The organism is Rugamonas rubra (assembly GCF_900114705.1).
GTDB classification, from domain to species: domain Bacteria; phylum Pseudomonadota; class Gammaproteobacteria; order Burkholderiales; family Burkholderiaceae_D; genus Rugamonas; species Rugamonas rubra.
In genome coordinates this window covers 91,741-107,186 of sequence record NZ_FOTW01000010.1, presented here as the reverse complement: position 1 = coordinate 107,186, position 15,446 = coordinate 91,741, and the positions used below count along the sequence as shown (strand labels likewise).

The following is a 15,446-nucleotide window of genomic DNA, read 5'->3' as shown; positions in this document are numbered from 1 at the left end:
CAAAACTTGCATCTATAATTTCACAATATACACACATATCCACCGGTCCCCGATTGTGTATGCGACGTAGAAACTACAGCTAAGCGGCCGGTGGGGCCGCTTATTTTGCATTCGCAGTCATAGTTTGCTACTGTGCACAGATATTGCTTAGTATCAAGGGCCGGTGGGGCGCTTCGTGCACAAGACGACGGCATTCCGAGGCACTTTTATCAATTGTGTCACTTACGAAGAGACGAAATGAATTTAGCAAAAATGAAGGTTGGCACACGCCTGGGGCTCGGATTCGCGTTGGTGCTGGTATTTCTGGTCGCCGTCACGGTGGTGGGTATCGCCCGCATGGCGCAGATCCAGGACCGGCTCGACCACGTGGTCGGCGTCAACAACGTCGTCACCCGCCTGGTGCTCGACATGCGCACCAACGTCAACGACCGCATCACCGCGCTGCGCATCCTGACCCTGATGAGCGATGCCAGCGACATGGAAAAAGATATGGCCCGCATCAAGGAGCTGGCCGGCAAATACGCCGACACGCAGAAGAAACTGAGCGACCAGTTCGCCCTGGAATCGACGCCGGAAGAGAAGGCGCTGCTGGCCCAGATCAAGGAATTGGATGCCGCCGCCGTGCCGGCCATCGCCAAGGCGTCCGAGCTGTGGATGGCCAACCAGGCGATGGATGCCACCAAGGTGCTGATCAAGGAAATCCGTCCGGTGCAGACCAAGTGGATGACCGCGCTGGACCAGTTGGCCGCGTTGGAGGAAAAACTCAACGCCCAGGTGCAGACCGAGGCCGCCGAAGGCTTCAATAGCGCCCGTACCTTCATGATGATCCTCGGCGCGCTGGCCGTGGTGATTAGCGTCGCCGCCGCCATCGTCATCACCCGTGGCCTGCTCAAGCAGCTCGGCGGCGAGCCCGACTACACCGCCAGCATCGCCGGCGCCATCGCCAACGGCGACCTGTCGGTCGTCATCGACACCGACGTCAGCGACAAGGACAGCCTGCTGGCCGAGATGAAGGAAATGCGCGACAGCCTGGTCGACATCGTCGGCCAGGTGCGCACCGGCACCGAGACCATCGGCACCGCCTCGCGCGAGATCGCCGCCGGCAACATCGACCTGTCGTCGCGCACCGAGCAGCAGGCCAGCTCGCTGGAGAAGACCGCTTCGGCGATGGAAGAGCTGACCTCGACCGTGAAACAGAACGCCGACAACGCCCGCGAAGCCAACCAGTTGGCCGCCACCGCCTCGGACGTGGCGCGCAAGGGCGGCGCCGTGGTGTCGCAGGTGGTTGACACGATGAGCTCGATCGACGCCTCGGCCAAGAAGATCGTCGACATCATCGGCGTGATCGACGGCATCGCCTTCCAGACCAACATCCTGGCGCTGAACGCCGCCGTCGAGGCGGCCCGTGCCGGCGAGCAAGGCCGCGGCTTCGCCGTGGTGGCGTCGGAAGTGCGCAACCTGGCCCAGCGTTCGGCCGGCGCGGCCAAGGAAATCAAGATGCTGATCGACGACTCGGTGGAAAAAGTCGGCGCCGGCACCAAGCTGGTCGGCCAGGCCGGCGTGACCATGGACGAGGTGGTCGCCAGTGTGGCCCGCGTCACCGACATCATGAGCGAGATCGCCAACGCCAGCCAGGAACAGAGCGCCGGCATCGAACAGGTCAACGTCTCGATCATCGAGATGGACAGCATGACCCAGCAGAACGCCGCGCTGGTCGAACAGGCCGCCGCCGCCGCGCAGAGCCTGCAGGACCAGGCCTCCGAGCTGGCCCGCGTGGTCAGCATCTTCAAGCTGGTCGAAGGCGAGCAACGCGTGGTGCCGGCCGTGTCGGCGATGGCCAGCGCGCCAGTGCGCGCCATCGCCCCGCGCGCGCCGGTCCGCAAGCTGGGCAGCAGCGTGGCCGTCAGGCCGGCCGCCAAGCCGGCCGCCAAGCCGGCGCCGCGCAAGGCCGCCGCCAGCACGACCGCCGCCAGCGACGAGTGGGAAGAGTTCTAATCGTCCCGCCGGCCGCCCCCGGGCGGCCGGCCAGCAATCGTTCGGCATCAACCAGTATCAAGTAGTTCGGGGCCGCGCCACGGCGCGGCGGACAGCGTGTTATCAAAAATAAGTGAAAAATTGCAAAAAATGAAAAAGATTTCGATCAGCATCATCGCCACCGCCCTCATCGCCACCGGCGCCAGCGCCTTCGCCGCCGACGTGCCGGCCTCGTTCGACGCCAAGAACTGCCGCGCCGAGTATCCAAAGGCGTCGTTGATGAACGAAGAGCAGGGCAACGTCTCGATGGCCTTCCTGGTCGCCGCCGACGGCAGCGTGATGGAATCGAAAGTGGAAAAATCGAGCGGCTTCAAGAACCTCGACAAGGCCGCCGTGAAGGCCATCAGCGCCTGCAAGTTCAAGCCGGGCACCAAGGACGGTGCGGTGGCGCAAACCTGGGCGAAGGTCGACTACGCCTGGAAACTGTAATTCATCTTATTGCCAGCATAAAACTCGTCTAAAAATACTTGGGGAAATCAAATGTCTACAAATAAGCGTTGCTTGAGTGTGGTCGCAGCGGTGCTCGTCATGGGTGCGTCTGCCGCCTTCGCCGCCGAGGTGCCGGCGAGTTTCGATGCGAAGAACTGCAAGGCCGAGTATCCCAAGGCCTCGCTGATGAACGAGGAACAGGGCACCGTCTCGATGATGTTCCTGATCAAGGCCGACGGTTCCGTGGCCGACTCCAAGGTCGAAAAGTCGAGTGGCTTCAAGAACCTCGACAAGGCCGCCATCAAGGCCTTGAGCGCCTGCAAGTTCAAGCCGGGCACCAAGGACGGTGCCGCCGCCGAGACCTGGACCAAGGTCGACTACGCCTGGAAGCTGGACTGATGCAAACGCGGCGGCAGGCGGCGCCACGGCGCCGCCGCCCCGCGCCTTACCCCTGCCTTGCGGTCCGTTCGGACCATTCCTCCCCCCCCCGCGCCATGTAGCCTTGCCCCGCGGTGTGTAACAAGCTGTAAATCTGCGGCGAAGCGGGCGCGGATTCCCTATAGTATTCTATGGGAAGAGGAGAGTCGATCATGAAGAAAATGCTATTCGCATTGGCCGCCGTGGCGGTGTTGAGCGGCTGCGCGGTGGCGCCGGCCGGTCCGGTGTATTACAGCGCCCGCGCGCCGCAGGCCTACGACCCATACCAATGGCACACGGTGTCGAGCGAGCCGGTGCAGACGCGCAGCGTGTCGCGGGTCGAGTACAGCAGCGAGCCCGTGTACGAGTCGCGCACCGTGTATGTGCAGCAACCCGTGTACGTGCAGCAACCAGTCTACGCGCCGGTGTACGCGGCGCCGTCCTATTACTATCCGCCGGTGACGATCGGTCTCGACTTCGTCTTCAGTAACCGCTGGGGCGGCTGGGGCGGCCGGGGCCGCTACGGCTACGGCCACCACGGCCACCACGGCCGCCACGGCCACCGTTGACGGCGACGCCGCTCGGCGCGCGCATACAACAATGCCCGCTACGCCTTTCGGCGCAGCGGGCATTGTTGTATGCGTCGTATGCGTGTGTCGACGGGCTAGCTCAATGGATGAAGAACAGGGCGGCGTCGTTCAGCACCTCGGCCGAGCACAGCAGGTAGGTCGAGCCGCCGGTCAGTCCCAGCACCAGCGCGCCATACGACAGCGGGATGCAGCGGGGGAGAAAGTGGGTCAAGCGAGCCATGGCGTACTCCTGATCGTCTGAGCTCGCGGGCAAACCGCGAGGATAGCCGTCAGCTTAGCCGTCGTGACAAGTTTGTTGTATCGGCAAAAAGTCCGAGCGCTTGTAGGACAAACGCCCGTCGTGCGGAAAACTGCGCCGTTGGCGCTATTTACGCCACTGCACGATGGCCTCGGCCGGCGCCGTGTCGAGCGCGTCCGACACGCTCAGCCACTGCTGCAGCCGGTCCGGCAGCTTGAGGTTGATGCCACGGCCGTCGATGATGCCGATCTGTTCGACCAGCTTGGCGTCCATCTTCGCCTTCGACACGGTGGGCGCGCCCATGACCATGCGGTCGTAGGCCTTGCGCGCCTTGTTTTCCCATTTGTGCAGGCTGCTGTCCTCGAAGCGGTTGGCCTCGAAGTAGACGGTCAGCGAGCCGTCCGGGTTGCCGTAGCCGACGATGCCGGCGCCCTTGCGGATGGTGGTGGTGTTTTCCAGGTCGAAGGCGCCGGTGGGCACGAAGACGCCGGCGCGGCCGTCGGTGTCGGGGCGGCCGACCGGCGTGTCCTTGCCGTAGGTGCTCACTTCGGTGATGTTTTTTTCTTGAGACATGTCCTGATCTGGCCGCAAGTCCGGGCGGACGCGACGCTCCTGTTCGATAAAAAGTGGGAGACGGATTCGCGTTGCGGCACAGCGCAACGCCGAGCCCCATTGTAGCGGTAATCTAGTGCCACTTGGAAACGTTTACGCACTTTTCTTCGACGCAAAAAAATGCCGCCCAGCGCGAGCTGGACGGCATTCCGGGCGACACGCTGTTGTTATGCTTTGGCGGTTTTTTTGCGGCGCGCGATGAAGCCGACGATGCCCATGCCCAGCAGCATCATGGCGTAGGTTTCCGGTTCCGGCACCGCTGCCGTCACAGAAACGTTGTCCAGGTAGGAACCGTAGGTCGGCGAGCTGAGCGGGCCGAGCGATTCAAATTTCAGTTCGGTGCTGGCGCCGGCCGCGTGCAGGCCGGACAGGGTGAACACGCTCCAGCTGTTGTTGACCAGGCCGATCAGCGGGCTGGCGTTGAGCAGCTGGCCGCCCCAGTAGACGTTCATCGAGCTGGTGGCGCCGTTGGCCGTGTCCGGCCGGCCGGCGTAGGCGAACGACAGCGTGTAGGTGGCCAGGCCGCTGGTGGTGACGTTCTGCGTGATGCTGGTCAGGCGGTCGGTGTTCAGTTCCAGGTATTGCTGGCCGTCGGCGGCGTGGCTGTTGAAGCCGCCGTTGCCGCCGTGCGCGCCGTCGGTCTGGATCTCGAAGGCGGAGTTGCCGCCGGCCGAGGAGGTCCAGCCCGGCACGGTGCTGGCTGGAGTCCAGGCGGTGTTGATCAGCGGCGCCTCGAAGCTGCCGTTGACGACCAGGTTGGTGTCGGCGTTGGCGGCGCCGGCGGCGAGCAGGGTGGCGGCGGCGGCGAGGCGGATGAAGGAGGTGCGCATGAGGATATCCCGGGTTAGTTGTTTTAGATAAACATATATTGCTTTTCGATACCTAAATATTACCACCGGAAACTTCAAAAAACACAGGATGATGAAAATATTTATTTCAATTGTGTTATCGAAACATTGCATTTCGTTATGAAATTAATGTGTGGAAATGAAACCGCGATTCGGCCTTAATCGGCTGGAAATGTTGTCCGGGGGGGGGCGGCGTGCTCAGACGTCGGCCATGCGCTGGCGCAAGGCCTGCACATGGCGTTCGCTGACCGGCACGCGCGCGCCACTGAGCAGGCTGAGCTCGTAATTGCCGTCGCCGAGCACGGCGAGCGCCTGCAACTGGTCGACGCGGACGATGGCGCCACGGTGCACGCGCAGGAAGTGTTGCGGATCGAGGTGGCGCTCCAGCAGGCCGATCGGCACGCGGTGCAGCACCAGGCGGCCGGCCAGGTGCAGCTCGACGTAGTTGCCGGCCGCGCCTATCCAGTGCACCTGGTCGAGCTGGATGCATTCGATGCGGCCCACCGAGCGCACGTTGAGCTGGCGCCAGTGCTCCGCCGCCGGCGCGGCCGCTTGGCCGGCGCCGCCTGGCGCGGCCGGCCGCGCCGCGTCCTGCGCCGCCAGGAAGGCGCGCACCGCCTGGCCGTAGGCGGCGCGCTGGCGCTGCGCCAGCATGGCCTCGGCGCGCTCCAGCGCCTGCGCCAGACGCTGGTCGTCGATCGGCTTGAGCAGGTAGTCGAGGGCGTGCACCTCGAAGGCCTCGACGGCGTAGGCGTTGAAGGCGGTGACGAAGACCAGCAACGGCGGCTCGGCCAGTTGGCACAGCTCGCGCGCCAACGCCAATCCGCTCTCCTGCGGCATCTGCACGTCGAGCAGCACCAGGTCGACCGGTTCGGCCGCCAGTAGCGCGCGCGCCGCCGCCACGCTGGCGCACTCGCCGGCCAGGTGCCAGCACGGATACTCGGCCAGCGCGTAGCGCAGATTGACGCGGCCCGGCTCCTCGTCGTCGACGATCAGCGCGCGCAGCGGCGGCATGGCGGGCGCGGCGGGCGCGTCGGCGTCGGCGTTGGCGGCGGCGCTCATGCCGCCGGCGCCAAGGGCAGGCGCAGCTCGACGCGGAAGCGGCCGGCGTCCACGCCGGTGCGCAGCGCGGCGAGCGGGCCGAAGGCCAGCTGCAGGCTGGCCTCGGTGTGGCGCAGGCCGAGGCCCAGGCCGGGGTTGCTGCCGTGGGCGGCGGCCAAGGGATTGCAGATGCTCACGGCCAGCTGGCGCTGCTCGATGTGGAAGCGCAGGCGGATGTCGCTGGCGTCGGTATGGCAGTCGAGGTCGTGGCGTAGCGCGTTCTCCACCAGCGGTTGCAGCAGCAGCGGCGGGCAGGCAATGGCGCCGACGCGCGCGTCGCCCCCCTCGATGCTGACGCGCAGGCGGGCGCCGTAGCGCAGCTGCTGCAGCGCCAGGTAGTCGCGCACGAAGGCCAGCTCCTCGTCGACGCTGACCCAGTCGCGGTCGGCAGCCGTGAGGGCGTAGCGCAGCAGCGCGCTGAGGCGGTTGATGCCGGCCAGCGCAACCTTCTTGTCGTCCGAGCGCACCAGCGCGCTGATGGCGTTGAGGGCGTTGAACATGAAGTGCGGTTCGAGCTGGCCGCGCAGGGCCAGCATGCGCTGTTGTTCCAGCTCCAGCTTGAGGCGCAGGTTGTCGGTCTCCGCCTGGGCCAGCGCCTGCTGGTCGGCTTTGCCCTGGCGCCAGATGCTCAGCGCGACCTGCGCGCCGATGCTGCCGCAGGTCAGGGCGACGTCGACGAACCAGTCGAACTTGTGGATGCTGGCCAGGGCCTGAAGCATGCGCTCGAGGTGCAGCGCGCGGCCGGCCAGCAGCATGCCGTAGGTGGTTTCGTACATCACGTCGAGCGGAAAGAACAGCAGCAGCGTGGCGGCGAACACCAGCGCGATATGGCGCGGCCGCGCCACCAGCGCCGGCCAGCGCGTAAACAGCGCGTGCAGCAGGCAGCACAGCAGCACCTGCGCCATGGTGCAGCGCCACCAGGCGAAGAAATCGCCGGCATAGGAGTTGCCGACGCCGTTGCGCAGCGTGGCGCTGTAGGACGAGGCGGCGCCGAGCGCGCTCAGCACGCCCCAGGCCAGCAGGTTGATGGCCAGCACGCGCAGCATCTGGCGCCGGTCGGGCCAGCGCGCCGCACCGGCCGCCGGCGCACCGGGCGCTGCCGGTGTGGCCAGCGGGGCGAACGTGTCGAATGTGGCGGCGAGGGCGGGGTTCATGGGCGAGAAGTATAGCAGCGGCCGGCAGGCGCCACGGCGGCCCCGTCCCGCCGATGCGGGCTTTCGTCACACGGCGCGCGCCGGCCCGGGAGGGCCTGTCTACACTGCGTCCATCGTCCCTTTTTGGAGTAGCACAGATGCGGTTTGACTTGAACATCAACGGCCGGCGCCAGCGCGCCGAGGTCGACGGCGACACGCCGCTGTTGTGGGTGCTGCGCGACGCGCTGGGCCTGACCGGCACCAAGTTCGGCTGCGGCGCAGCGCAGTGCGGCGCCTGCACCGTGCACGTGGACGGCGAGGCGGTGCGCAGCTGCGTGCTGCCGGTGCAGAGCGTGGCCACGCGCGCCATCACCACCATCGAGGGGCTGGCGCCGCAGCGCAGCCATGTGCTGCAGCGGGCCTGGATCGCCCATCAAGTGCCGCAGTGCGGCTACTGCCAGTCCGGCATGTTGATGGCGGCCGCCGCCCTGCTGCGGCGGAACCCCGAGCCGAGCGACGCCGAGATCGACACCGCCATCACCAACATCTGCCGCTGCGGCACCTACCCGCGCGTGCGCGCCGCAATCCACGCCGCCGCCAAGGCCGGTGCCGCATGAGCGGCGCGCTGACGCGGCGCAGCTTCCTGCGTTCGACACTGGCGGCCGGCGTGTGGACGCTGGGCCTGAGCACGGCGCCCGGGGAGGCTGAGGCCGCGCCCGCGCCCGCGCCGGCCGTCGGGCCGGGGAGCGCCATCGCCGACCGCCGCACCGATGACAAGGCCGTCGCCTTCGATTGCTGGCTCAGCTTCGCGGCGGACGGCACGCTGGACGCCTACACCACCGTCACCAATCTTGGCCAGGGCACGCACACCGCCATCGTCCAATTGGTGATGGAGGAGCTGGAACTGGCCGCCGCGCAGATACGCGTCCACCACGCGCCGGTGCGCCAGGAGTTCCACCGCCGCTTCCCGCCGGGGATCACCACCTTCGGCAGTGCCGGCCTGCGCACCGCGCGCGACAGCGTGGGCCTGGCCTGCGCCGCCGCGCGCGACATGCTGCTGCGCGCCGCCGCGCAGCGCTGGCAGGTCGAGCCGTCCAGCTGCCATGCCGCCGCCGGCCATATCGCGCACGGCGCCAGCGGCCGCCGGCTGCCCTACGGCGCGCTGTTGGCGCAGGCCGCCGCGCTGCCGCCGCCGGAGAAAGCCCAGCTGAAGGCGGCGCGCGACTGCAAGGTGCTGGGCCGGCCGATGGCGCGCGCCGACATCCCCGAGCGGGTCGACGGCAGTGCCGTGTACGGCATCGACGTCAAGCTGCCCGGCCTGTTGGTGGCGGCCGTGCTGCACGCGCCCGGCTTCGGCGGTGCGCTGCTGCGGGTCGACGCGGCGCCGGCGTTGAAGGTGCGCGGCGTGCGCCAGGTGGTGCGGCTGGCCAACGCGGTGGCGGTGGTGGCCGACGGCTATTGGCAGGCCGAGAAGGCGGCCCGCCTGCTCAAGCCGGTGTGGCGCGCCGGCCCGCACGGCAAGGCCGACAGCGCCGCCATGCGCGTCGAGTACCGCGCCGCCGTGATGGGCGAGGGAGGCTTGATGTATCCAAGGGCCGGCGACCGGCCCGACAAGCAGGACCACGCCGCCACCGCCGCCGCGCTGCAGGGCGCCAGCCGGATCATCGAGACCGTCTACGAGGTACCCTTCCTGGCGCACGCGGCGATGGAACCCTTGAGCGCCACCGTCAGCGTCGGCAGCGGCCCCGGTGGCGGCGCCGAACTGTGGCTGTCGACGCAAAGTCAGAGCGACACCCAGCGCGCCGTCGCCAAGGCGCTCGGCCTGGCGCTCGAGCAGGTGACGCTGCACACGCAGCAGGTCGGCGGCGGCTTCGGCCGCCGGCTGGAGCACGACTTCGCCGTCGAGGCGGCGCTGATCGCCAAGGCCGTCGGCAAGCCGGTGAAGACCATCTGGTCGCGCGAGCACGATATGCGCTCCGGCTACTACCGGCCCGCCACCACGGCGCGCGTGCGGCTGGCGTTGGACGTGCAGCACCGGCCCACGGCGCTGCGCGGCGACATGGCCGGGCCGTCGCTGCTGGCCTATTCCGGCGTCACCAACAGCCCGCCCATCGACGGCGTGTTCGACTGGAGCTATTTGATGGGCTGGATGGGGCGCAGCTACACCATTCCGGCCTACGACACGCGCTGGAGCCGCGTCGACCACGGCGTGCCCTGCGGTTACTGGCGCTCGGTCGGCAATTCGCAGAACTGCTACTTCCTCGAACACACGCTGGACCAGGCGGCGCGCGCGGCCGGCGTCGACCCGGTGGCCTACCGGCGCGGCCTGCTGGCCGGCAAGGCGCGGCAGCTATCCTTCATCGACCAGTTGTGCGCGCGCGCCGGCTGGGACGCGCCGCCGCCGCCCGGCCACTTCCGTGGCTTCGCCCTCAACGAGACCGGGCCGACGCTGGGCGGCCACGTGGTGGAGATCGCCGTCGCCGCGCCCGGCAAGTTCCGTCTGGTGCGCATCACGGCGGCGATCGATCCGGGCCGCGTCGCCAATCCGCAGTTGGTCGAGGCGCAGATGATGGGCGGCACGTTGTTCGGCCTGTCCGCCGCGCTGTTCGGCGAGATCACCTTGAAGGACGGCGCCGTCGAGCAGGGCAACTACGACGGCTACCAGGTGGCGCGCATGGCCCACACGCCGCCGCTGGAGGTGCTGGTGATCGGCAGCGGCGAGGCCGGCTACGGCGTCGGCGAGGAGGGCCCGCCGTCGATCGTCGCGGCGCTGGCCAACGCGCTGCTGGCGGCCGGCGGCGAGCCGGTCACGCGCATGCCGCTGGCGCACTCCGGCTGGGAGTGCTTGGCATAAGCCAGACCCAGGTGCCAAAGTGATAGGCTTTTTCGCTGGCTCGGCAGTGTTCAAGCAATGTTGAACACTGCCGATCCAGTGATAATTTCGACGACAGTGCCCGCGTGACACCTATCTCGGCTCTGCATGATCGGTCCGTCTCCGTGCTGGTTTCTGGAGCGTGCCGTCGAGCGCCAAACAATCCGTTGAGCTGGCAGTGCGTTGCACACAAATAGGGGCCCTATGCGCCCCGTCCGGATCATTTGATGAACAAGCTCGACGGTAGTCGAGCTTCTGTTAGCGCACGCTGAACTGCACCGGGATGGACAGGTCGAGCTGGGCGGGGCGCTCGTCGGGGATGCGCGGCAGCGGGGCGGCGCGTTGCAGCGTCTCTAGCGCGGCCTGGTCCAGCAGCGGATGGCCGGAGCTCTGTTCGATGGCGGCGGACAGCACCTGGCCGTCGCGGTTGACGCGGCAGCGCAGCGTCACCACGCCTTCCTCGCCGCGCGCGCGGGCGGCCGTTGGATAGCGGCGGAAGCGTTCCATCCGCGCCAGCACCTTGCCCTCCCAGCTGTTCGCGCCGCTGCGCACCTCCTGCGGCGCCGGCGGTAGCGCGGGCGAGGGCGGCGCCGCCGCCAGCGATGCCGTGTCGGCCGGCGGTGCGGCGCGCGGCGCGCTGCTGGCGATCGCGCCGACTGGTGGCGCATCGGCCGTCGGCGGCAGCGGGGTGGACTTGGGTTGCGGCGGGGCCGCTTGCAGTGTCGGTGGTGTCTCGCGTGGTGCTTGCTGCGGCGCCGGTGTCGGCTTGGCCTCCGCGCTGACGTGGTCCGCCTGGCGTTGTTCCAGCGGTTTGGGTGGCGCTGCTGCCGGCAGGTAGACCAGCATCATGGCGCGCTCGGCCTGCGGCGCGGCGGCGACCACGTGGCTCTCCTGCGCGTGGCCGTAGAGTATCCATGCCAGCAGCGCGCAATGCGCCGCGACGATGCCCGCCGCCGCGAGCGGCCGTGGACTGCGCGTGAACGCGGGCGTGCTCGCGTTGGCGAGGCCAACAGCGGCGCTGTTGGCGCCAGACGAAACGGCGCCGGCGAGCAGGGTGGCGTTGGCGGCAGCGTCGGGCTCAGCGGCAGCGTCGGCGTCAGTGGCGGCCTTGGCCTTGACATCGACCGTGGCGCCGGCCGATGCGCTGTCGATGGCGCCCGCATCCGCAGGCGGACCCTCGGGACGGCGCAGCAGATAGACCAGCACCGCCAACTCCACCAAGCCGACCAGCACGACCGCCGGCCAGGGCGGCCGGCCCAAACACATCACGATAAAGCCCAGCGCCATGCCGAGGCAGGCCATGCGCTTGCCGCGCTTCGACACGGCGCGGTGTTCGCGCCATTGGCGCAGCGGTGCGCCGAAACGCGGATGCTGCAACAGGCGCTGCTCCAGCCGTGGCGAGGCGCGGCTGAAGCAGGCCAGGGCGAGGATCAGGAAAATGGTCGTCGGCATCACCGGCAGCAGCGCGCCGATCACGCCCAGCGCCACCATCAGCACGCCGAGCGCCGTGTAGCCCCAGCGCAGCAGGCGCGCGGCGTGCGCCTCGCCGGCGGGCGGCGTGGCCGGCGCCGCTGGCGCGCGTGGCGCCGCCGGCATGCCTGGCGCGTGCGGCGGCTGTGTCATCAGAGCGTGCGGCCGACGTGGCCGTGCATGCGCGTGAAGGCCGCCTCGGCGCCGCCGACCAGGCGCGACTCCTGCTCGGCGTCGAGCTCGACGTCGTCGAGCGCCGCCGTGAATTCGCGCCAGTGGCGCGCCGCGCCGTCCGGGTGGGCGGCCAGATGGCGCGCGCCGAAGTCGCCGTCCAGCCCCAGCTTGCCGGCCAATTTGTACAGCACCGCGCCGCCCAGTTTCGAGCCCTCGGTGACGTAGAGCCAACCGAGCGCGGTGGCCAGGTCGACGTCGGCGGCCAGCGGCGCCTCGGGGCCGTCCAGCGGCAGCGCCGCGCCCAGGTCGGCCAGGTCGGCGGCGATGGCGGCGTAGCGGCGCCGCTGCGCCAACTGCGGCAGCAGCGCGGCCAGCCCGGCATGCTCGTACAGCGGGTCGACGTCGCGCAGGAAGCTGTATTGCGCCTGCAGGAAGCGGGCGTAGTTCTCTTTGCTGGAGAAGGGGGCGCTGGCCATGATGCCGTCGTCGAGTTGTTGGTGAGTCGCCATGGTACGCGTTTTCAGGCGCTGGCTGCGGGTCAGGGGAAGATCGGTGGCGTTCATTGGGTTCCTTGTGGGTGCGCGAGTGTGTTTAGAATTTGACGCCGAGCGACAGGCGCATGGTGCGGCCCGGCCCCGGCATCAGGCTGAGGGTGAGCGGATCGAGGTAGTAGCGGTCGCCCAGGTTGTCGACGCCCAGCTCCAGCGTGGCGTTGGGCGCCAGCTTGTAGCTGGCGAACAGGTCGACCAGGGTGTAGGCGCGCGTGAGTACCTGCGTCGCGGTGCCGGCCGAGTTTTGCCATTGCGCGTCCTTGTCCTCGGTGGCCAGCGGCGAGCCGACGTGGCTCAGGCGAGTGCCGACGGTGAGCTGGTTCGCTAGCAGGCGGGCGCCCAGCGTGACATTCATGCTCAGCTTGGGCTGGATGTGGTTGCTGACGTAGGAGGTGGTGAAGCCGATCGGCGAGCAGTCCGGCGTGTCCTTCATGCGCGGCAGGTAGTCGCCCTTGGTGCGCAGGTAGGCGGCGGTGGCGGCGTCGCAGACCAAGGTCTTGCGGTTGTAGGTGGCGGACAGTTCGCCGAACAGCGCGCCGTTGTCGTAGCTCGATTGCAGTTCGACGCCGGCGACCTGGTAGCTGTCGGCGTTGGCCATCGAGAAGTTCTGCGCCCAGGCCTGCAGGCCGGCGATCTGCCGCCGCGTGATGTAGTCGCGGGTGACGTTGTCGAAGTAGGCCAGCTTGAGGCGCAGCTTGTCGCTGTCGCTCCAGACGCCGTCCTTGACCAGGTTCAGGCCGATCTCGCGGTTGTCGCTGCGCTCGGCCTTGAGCGGCGAGAAGTAGGTGGCCGAGAAGCCCAGCGTCGACTCGTACAGGCTGGGCATGCGCAGCCCGCGCGCGCCGCGCAGGTAGACGCTGACGCTGTCGGACAGCTTGGCGGTCAAGCCGAACGACGGCGCGAAGCCGTGGTCCTTGCGCTCCAGCGGCACGCTGTACTTGAAGGCGCCGGGGATGTCGTCGTGGTAGACGTAGTCGTTCGGTTGCGCGTGCTCGACCTTGGACAGGTCGATCGGCACCGCCGGCTGGCCGTAGTTCTCGACCATGCCGACGCCGGTCAGCAGCGGATTGGTGGCCGGCGTGAACTTGCCGGCGTCGTCCTGGCGCCATTTGACGCTGCCGATGTTGTCGCCGGCCTTGTCGTACAGCGTCACCCACTGCCAGCCGCGCGGGTCGTGCAGCTGCTCGGCCATGCGGTTGCGGTCGCGCGTGTTGTAGCGCTGGTAGCGGCCGCCCAGGTCGACGCTCAGCCAGTCGCGCGGCTTCCACTGCAGGGCAACGAAGGCGCTTTCCTCGTGGCGCCTGCCGTCGCGCTGGGTGCGGTTGTGGTTGATGTCGTCGGCGACGATCTGCACGCCCTTGCCGGGGCCGATGTTCTCGTTTTGCAGCGACAGGCCGTAGTTCAAGCGCAGCGGGCCGAAGCGCGTGTCCAGCAGGCTGGTGTTGCTGATGTCGGCGCCGAGGCGGCGCGCCGCCGTCTTGGCCAGGTACAGGCTCTCGACGCAGGCCGCGCATTCGTGGTCGCCGGGGTTCGGCTTGCCCTCCAGCGGGTTGTGGAAGATGTCGCCGTTGCGGGCGGCGCTCTGCATGTCGGTCAGCCACAGGTTGGCCTTCAGGTCGAGCAGCGACTGGCCGGCCGGCTTCCAGCCGTAGCGCGCGGTCCAGGCGTCGGTGCGCACCTGGCTGGTGTTCCACTGCGGGATGAAGCCGGTGCTGTTGCGGTAGATTTGCGACGGCATCACTTCGCCGAAGGCGCTGTCGAAATAGCGGTAGCCCAGCTCCAGCGTCTGCGCGCGCGGCAGGCGCAGCACCCCCTTCAGCAGCACCGAGGTGGTGGTGTTGGAGGTGTTGAGCACCTCGTCGCCGGCCTTGAAGAACTGCGTCACGCCGTTGTCGTCGCCCGCTTCGTCGAGCAGCTGGTAGCGGCTGTAGCCCTTGGTGCCGGCGAAGTAGTTGCCGACGCGGCGGCGGCTGTAGGCGGCCACCAGGTCGTAGTCGTCCTGCGTGGTGGCGGCGGCCACGCTGCCGTAGCCGCTGTGCGCGTTGAACAGGCCGTTGCGTTCGCGCCGTGGCGTGGCGGAGAAGTCGTCGGGCGCGCTGACGCTGTTGCTCTGCAGGCCGCCGCGCAGGCGCACGCCGCTGCGCGCGCCGGGCAGCAGCACGTCCTCCGGGCGCAGCGTCTGCATGCTGACCATGCCGCCGATGGCGCCGGCACCCTGCGCCGACAGGTTCGGCCCCTTGTCGATGCGCACGCCGCTGATCAGGTCCGGGTCGATGTAGCTGCGGTCGGCGATGCCGGCGTAGCCGCGATACACGGTCGACGATTGCAGGCTGCCGTCGATCAGCACCGGCACGCGGCCCTGTCCCTGCAGGCCGCGCACGTTGATGTCGACGGCGCCGCTGTTGCGGCTGTCGCCGACCTGCACGCCGGCGACCGCCTTGAACATGTCGGCCGGCGAGGTGCCGCGAAAGCGTTCGATCTGCTCGCGGCCGATGTGGGCCGCCGACGAGGACTGCGTGTAGGGCAGGTCGGCGGGGTCGGTGTCGTCGTCGCCGGACCAGGCGCCGGCGGCGCTCTGGCCCTGCACGTTCAGCGTGCCGATCTGCACGGCGCCTGCCGCCGCCTGGGGCGCCGCCGTCAGGATGATGCTGCCGTCGACGCGCACCTGCGCGCGCAGGCCGCTGCCGGCCAGCAGCTGGCGCAGCGCCTCGGCGACGCTGAACGCGCCCTGCAACGGCGGGCTGACCCGGCCCTGGGTGAGCCGGGCGTCGGCCAACAGCACCATGCCGGCCTGGCGCGCCAGCTCGTTGAGGGCGCGGCCCAGCGGCTGGGCGGCGATGCTGAATTCGACGCTGGCCGGCGCCGCGTAGGTGGGCGCCGGCGCGGCGAAGGCCAGGGCCAGTAGCAGAGGCAGGGGACTGCGGCGTATCAATGAAGGCATCGTTGTTTCCTATGGTGATGTGTTGTGTCGCTCATA

14 protein-coding genes are annotated in these 15,446 nt (G+C 68.6%); 6 read left to right on the top strand and 8 right to left on the bottom strand.

Annotated elements, in window-relative coordinates:
- Nucleotides 1–252: 252 nt before the first annotated feature.
- From BM252_RS11170 to BM252_RS11155, 4 genes are all read left to right on the top strand, one after another.
- Nucleotides 253–1,995, top strand: coding sequence for a methyl-accepting chemotaxis protein (locus BM252_RS11170; protein ID WP_093387500.1), 1,743 nt, complete (start codon nucleotides 253–255; stop codon nucleotides 1,993–1,995).
- Nucleotides 1,996–2,124: 129 nt separating this feature from the next.
- Nucleotides 2,125–2,463 carry an energy transducer TonB gene (locus tag BM252_RS11165; protein ID WP_093387498.1) on the top strand — a complete coding sequence of 113 codons (339 nt, stop codon included), beginning with the start codon at nucleotides 2,125–2,127 and terminating at the stop codon, nucleotides 2,461–2,463.
- A 99-nt stretch (nucleotides 2,464–2,562) separates the two neighbouring features.
- The gene (locus BM252_RS11160) at nucleotides 2,563–2,862 is read left to right on the top strand and encodes an energy transducer TonB (RefSeq protein ID WP_245774198.1); all 300 of its coding nucleotides are present in this window, start codon (nucleotides 2,563–2,565) and stop codon (nucleotides 2,860–2,862) included.
- A 191-nt stretch (nucleotides 2,863–3,053) separates the two neighbouring features.
- Nucleotides 3,054–3,449 carry a membrane lipoprotein lipid attachment site-containing protein gene (locus tag BM252_RS11155; protein WP_093387495.1) on the top strand — a complete coding sequence of 132 codons (396 nt, stop codon included), beginning with the start codon at nucleotides 3,054–3,056 and terminating at the stop codon, nucleotides 3,447–3,449.
- 100 nt (nucleotides 3,450–3,549) lie between these two features.
- Here BM252_RS11155 and BM252_RS30960 read toward each other — a convergent pair whose 3' ends face one another.
- The 5 genes from BM252_RS30960 to BM252_RS11135 form a co-directional block, all read right to left on the bottom strand.
- Nucleotides 3,550–3,690: a hypothetical protein gene (locus BM252_RS30960; protein ID WP_174900494.1), complete on the bottom strand. Its 141-nt coding sequence runs from the start codon at nucleotides 3,688–3,690 to the stop codon at nucleotides 3,550–3,552.
- A 144-nt stretch (nucleotides 3,691–3,834) separates the two neighbouring features.
- The gene (locus BM252_RS11150; RefSeq protein WP_093387494.1) at nucleotides 3,835–4,281 is read right to left on the bottom strand and encodes a hypothetical protein; all 447 of its coding nucleotides are present in this window, start codon (nucleotides 4,279–4,281) and stop codon (nucleotides 3,835–3,837) included.
- A 206-nt stretch (nucleotides 4,282–4,487) separates the two neighbouring features.
- A complete protein-coding gene (locus BM252_RS11145; protein ID WP_174900493.1) occupies nucleotides 4,488–5,150 on the bottom strand; it encodes an FxDxF family PEP-CTERM protein in 663 nt (220 codons plus the stop codon).
- A gap of 216 nt (nucleotides 5,151–5,366) precedes the next feature.
- Nucleotides 5,367–6,230: a LytR/AlgR family response regulator transcription factor gene (locus tag BM252_RS11140; protein ID WP_245774197.1), complete on the bottom strand. Its 864-nt coding sequence runs from the start codon at nucleotides 6,228–6,230 to the stop codon at nucleotides 5,367–5,369.
- Nucleotides 6,227–7,423, bottom strand: coding sequence for a sensor histidine kinase (locus BM252_RS11135; protein WP_245774196.1), 1,197 nt, complete (start codon nucleotides 7,421–7,423; stop codon nucleotides 6,227–6,229). Before BM252_RS11135 ends, BM252_RS11140 begins: the two co-directional genes overlap by 4 nt.
- A gap of 137 nt (nucleotides 7,424–7,560) precedes the next feature.
- Between BM252_RS11135 and BM252_RS11130 the strand changes: the two genes are divergently transcribed.
- Both BM252_RS11130 and BM252_RS11125 read left to right on the top strand, forming a co-directional pair.
- The gene (locus BM252_RS11130; RefSeq protein WP_093387491.1) at nucleotides 7,561–8,019 is read left to right on the top strand and encodes a (2Fe-2S)-binding protein; all 459 of its coding nucleotides are present in this window, start codon (nucleotides 7,561–7,563) and stop codon (nucleotides 8,017–8,019) included.
- Complete coding sequence (locus tag BM252_RS11125) at nucleotides 8,016–10,256, top strand: xanthine dehydrogenase family protein molybdopterin-binding subunit (protein WP_093387489.1); 2,241 nt, start codon at nucleotides 8,016–8,018, stop codon at nucleotides 10,254–10,256. The genes BM252_RS11130 and BM252_RS11125 overlap by 4 nt, the downstream gene beginning before the upstream one ends.
- Nucleotides 10,257–10,532: 276 nt before the next feature.
- Here the strand turns inward: BM252_RS11125 and BM252_RS32115 are convergent, their stop codons facing one another.
- The 3 genes from BM252_RS32115 to BM252_RS11110 are packed head-to-tail and all read right to left on the bottom strand — an operon-like array spanning nucleotide 10,533 to nucleotide 15,410.
- Nucleotides 10,533–11,897, bottom strand: a complete 1,365-nt coding sequence (locus BM252_RS32115) for a TonB family protein (protein ID WP_093387488.1) — start codon at nucleotides 11,895–11,897, stop codon at nucleotides 10,533–10,535.
- Entirely contained in the window at nucleotides 11,897–12,481 is a 585-nt protein-coding gene (locus tag BM252_RS11115; RefSeq protein ID WP_093387486.1) for a biliverdin-producing heme oxygenase, read from the bottom strand. The genes BM252_RS32115 and BM252_RS11115 overlap by 1 nt, the downstream gene beginning before the upstream one ends.
- Nucleotides 12,482–12,509: 28 nt before the next feature.
- Nucleotides 12,510–15,410: a TonB-dependent receptor gene (locus tag BM252_RS11110; RefSeq protein ID WP_093387485.1), complete on the bottom strand. Its 2,901-nt coding sequence runs from the start codon at nucleotides 15,408–15,410 to the stop codon at nucleotides 12,510–12,512.
- Nucleotides 15,411–15,446: the final 36 nt, after the last annotated feature.

What these genes read in the sequence shown, in the direction of transcription:
- BM252_RS11170 (WP_093387500.1), top strand. Translation starts at nt 253, where the DNA reads ATGAAGGTTGGCACACGCCTGGGGCTCGGATTCGCGTTGGTGCTGGTA.
- BM252_RS11165 (WP_093387498.1), top strand. Translation starts at nt 2,125, where the DNA reads ATGAAAAAGATTTCGATCAGCATCATCGCCACCGCCCTCATCGCCACC.
- BM252_RS11160 (WP_245774198.1), top strand. Translation starts at nt 2,563, where the DNA reads ATGGGTGCGTCTGCCGCCTTCGCCGCCGAGGTGCCGGCGAGTTTCGAT.
- BM252_RS11155 (WP_093387495.1), top strand. Translation starts at nt 3,054, where the DNA reads ATGAAGAAAATGCTATTCGCATTGGCCGCCGTGGCGGTGTTGAGCGGC.
- BM252_RS30960 (WP_174900494.1), bottom strand. Translation starts at nt 3,690, where the DNA reads ATGGCTCGCTTGACCCACTTTCTCCCCCGCTGCATCCCGCTGTCGTAT.
- BM252_RS11150 (WP_093387494.1), bottom strand. Translation starts at nt 4,281, where the DNA reads ATGTCTCAAGAAAAAAACATCACCGAAGTGAGCACCTACGGCAAGGAC.
- BM252_RS11145 (WP_174900493.1), bottom strand. Translation starts at nt 5,150, where the DNA reads ATGCGCACCTCCTTCATCCGCCTCGCCGCCGCCGCCACCCTGCTCGCC.
- BM252_RS11140 (WP_245774197.1), bottom strand. Translation starts at nt 6,230, where the DNA reads ATGAGCGCCGCCGCCAACGCCGACGCCGACGCGCCCGCCGCGCCCGCC.
- BM252_RS11135 (WP_245774196.1), bottom strand. Translation starts at nt 7,423, where the DNA reads ATGAACCCCGCCCTCGCCGCCACATTCGACACGTTCGCCCCGCTGGCC.
- BM252_RS11130 (WP_093387491.1), top strand. Translation starts at nt 7,561, where the DNA reads ATGCGGTTTGACTTGAACATCAACGGCCGGCGCCAGCGCGCCGAGGTC.
- BM252_RS11125 (WP_093387489.1), top strand. Translation starts at nt 8,016, where the DNA reads ATGAGCGGCGCGCTGACGCGGCGCAGCTTCCTGCGTTCGACACTGGCG.
- BM252_RS32115 (WP_093387488.1), bottom strand. Translation starts at nt 11,897, where the DNA reads ATGACACAGCCGCCGCACGCGCCAGGCATGCCGGCGGCGCCACGCGCG.
- BM252_RS11115 (WP_093387486.1), bottom strand. Translation starts at nt 12,481, where the DNA reads ATGAACGCCACCGATCTTCCCCTGACCCGCAGCCAGCGCCTGAAAACG.
- BM252_RS11110 (WP_093387485.1), bottom strand. Translation starts at nt 15,410, where the DNA reads ATGCCTTCATTGATACGCCGCAGTCCCCTGCCTCTGCTACTGGCCCTG.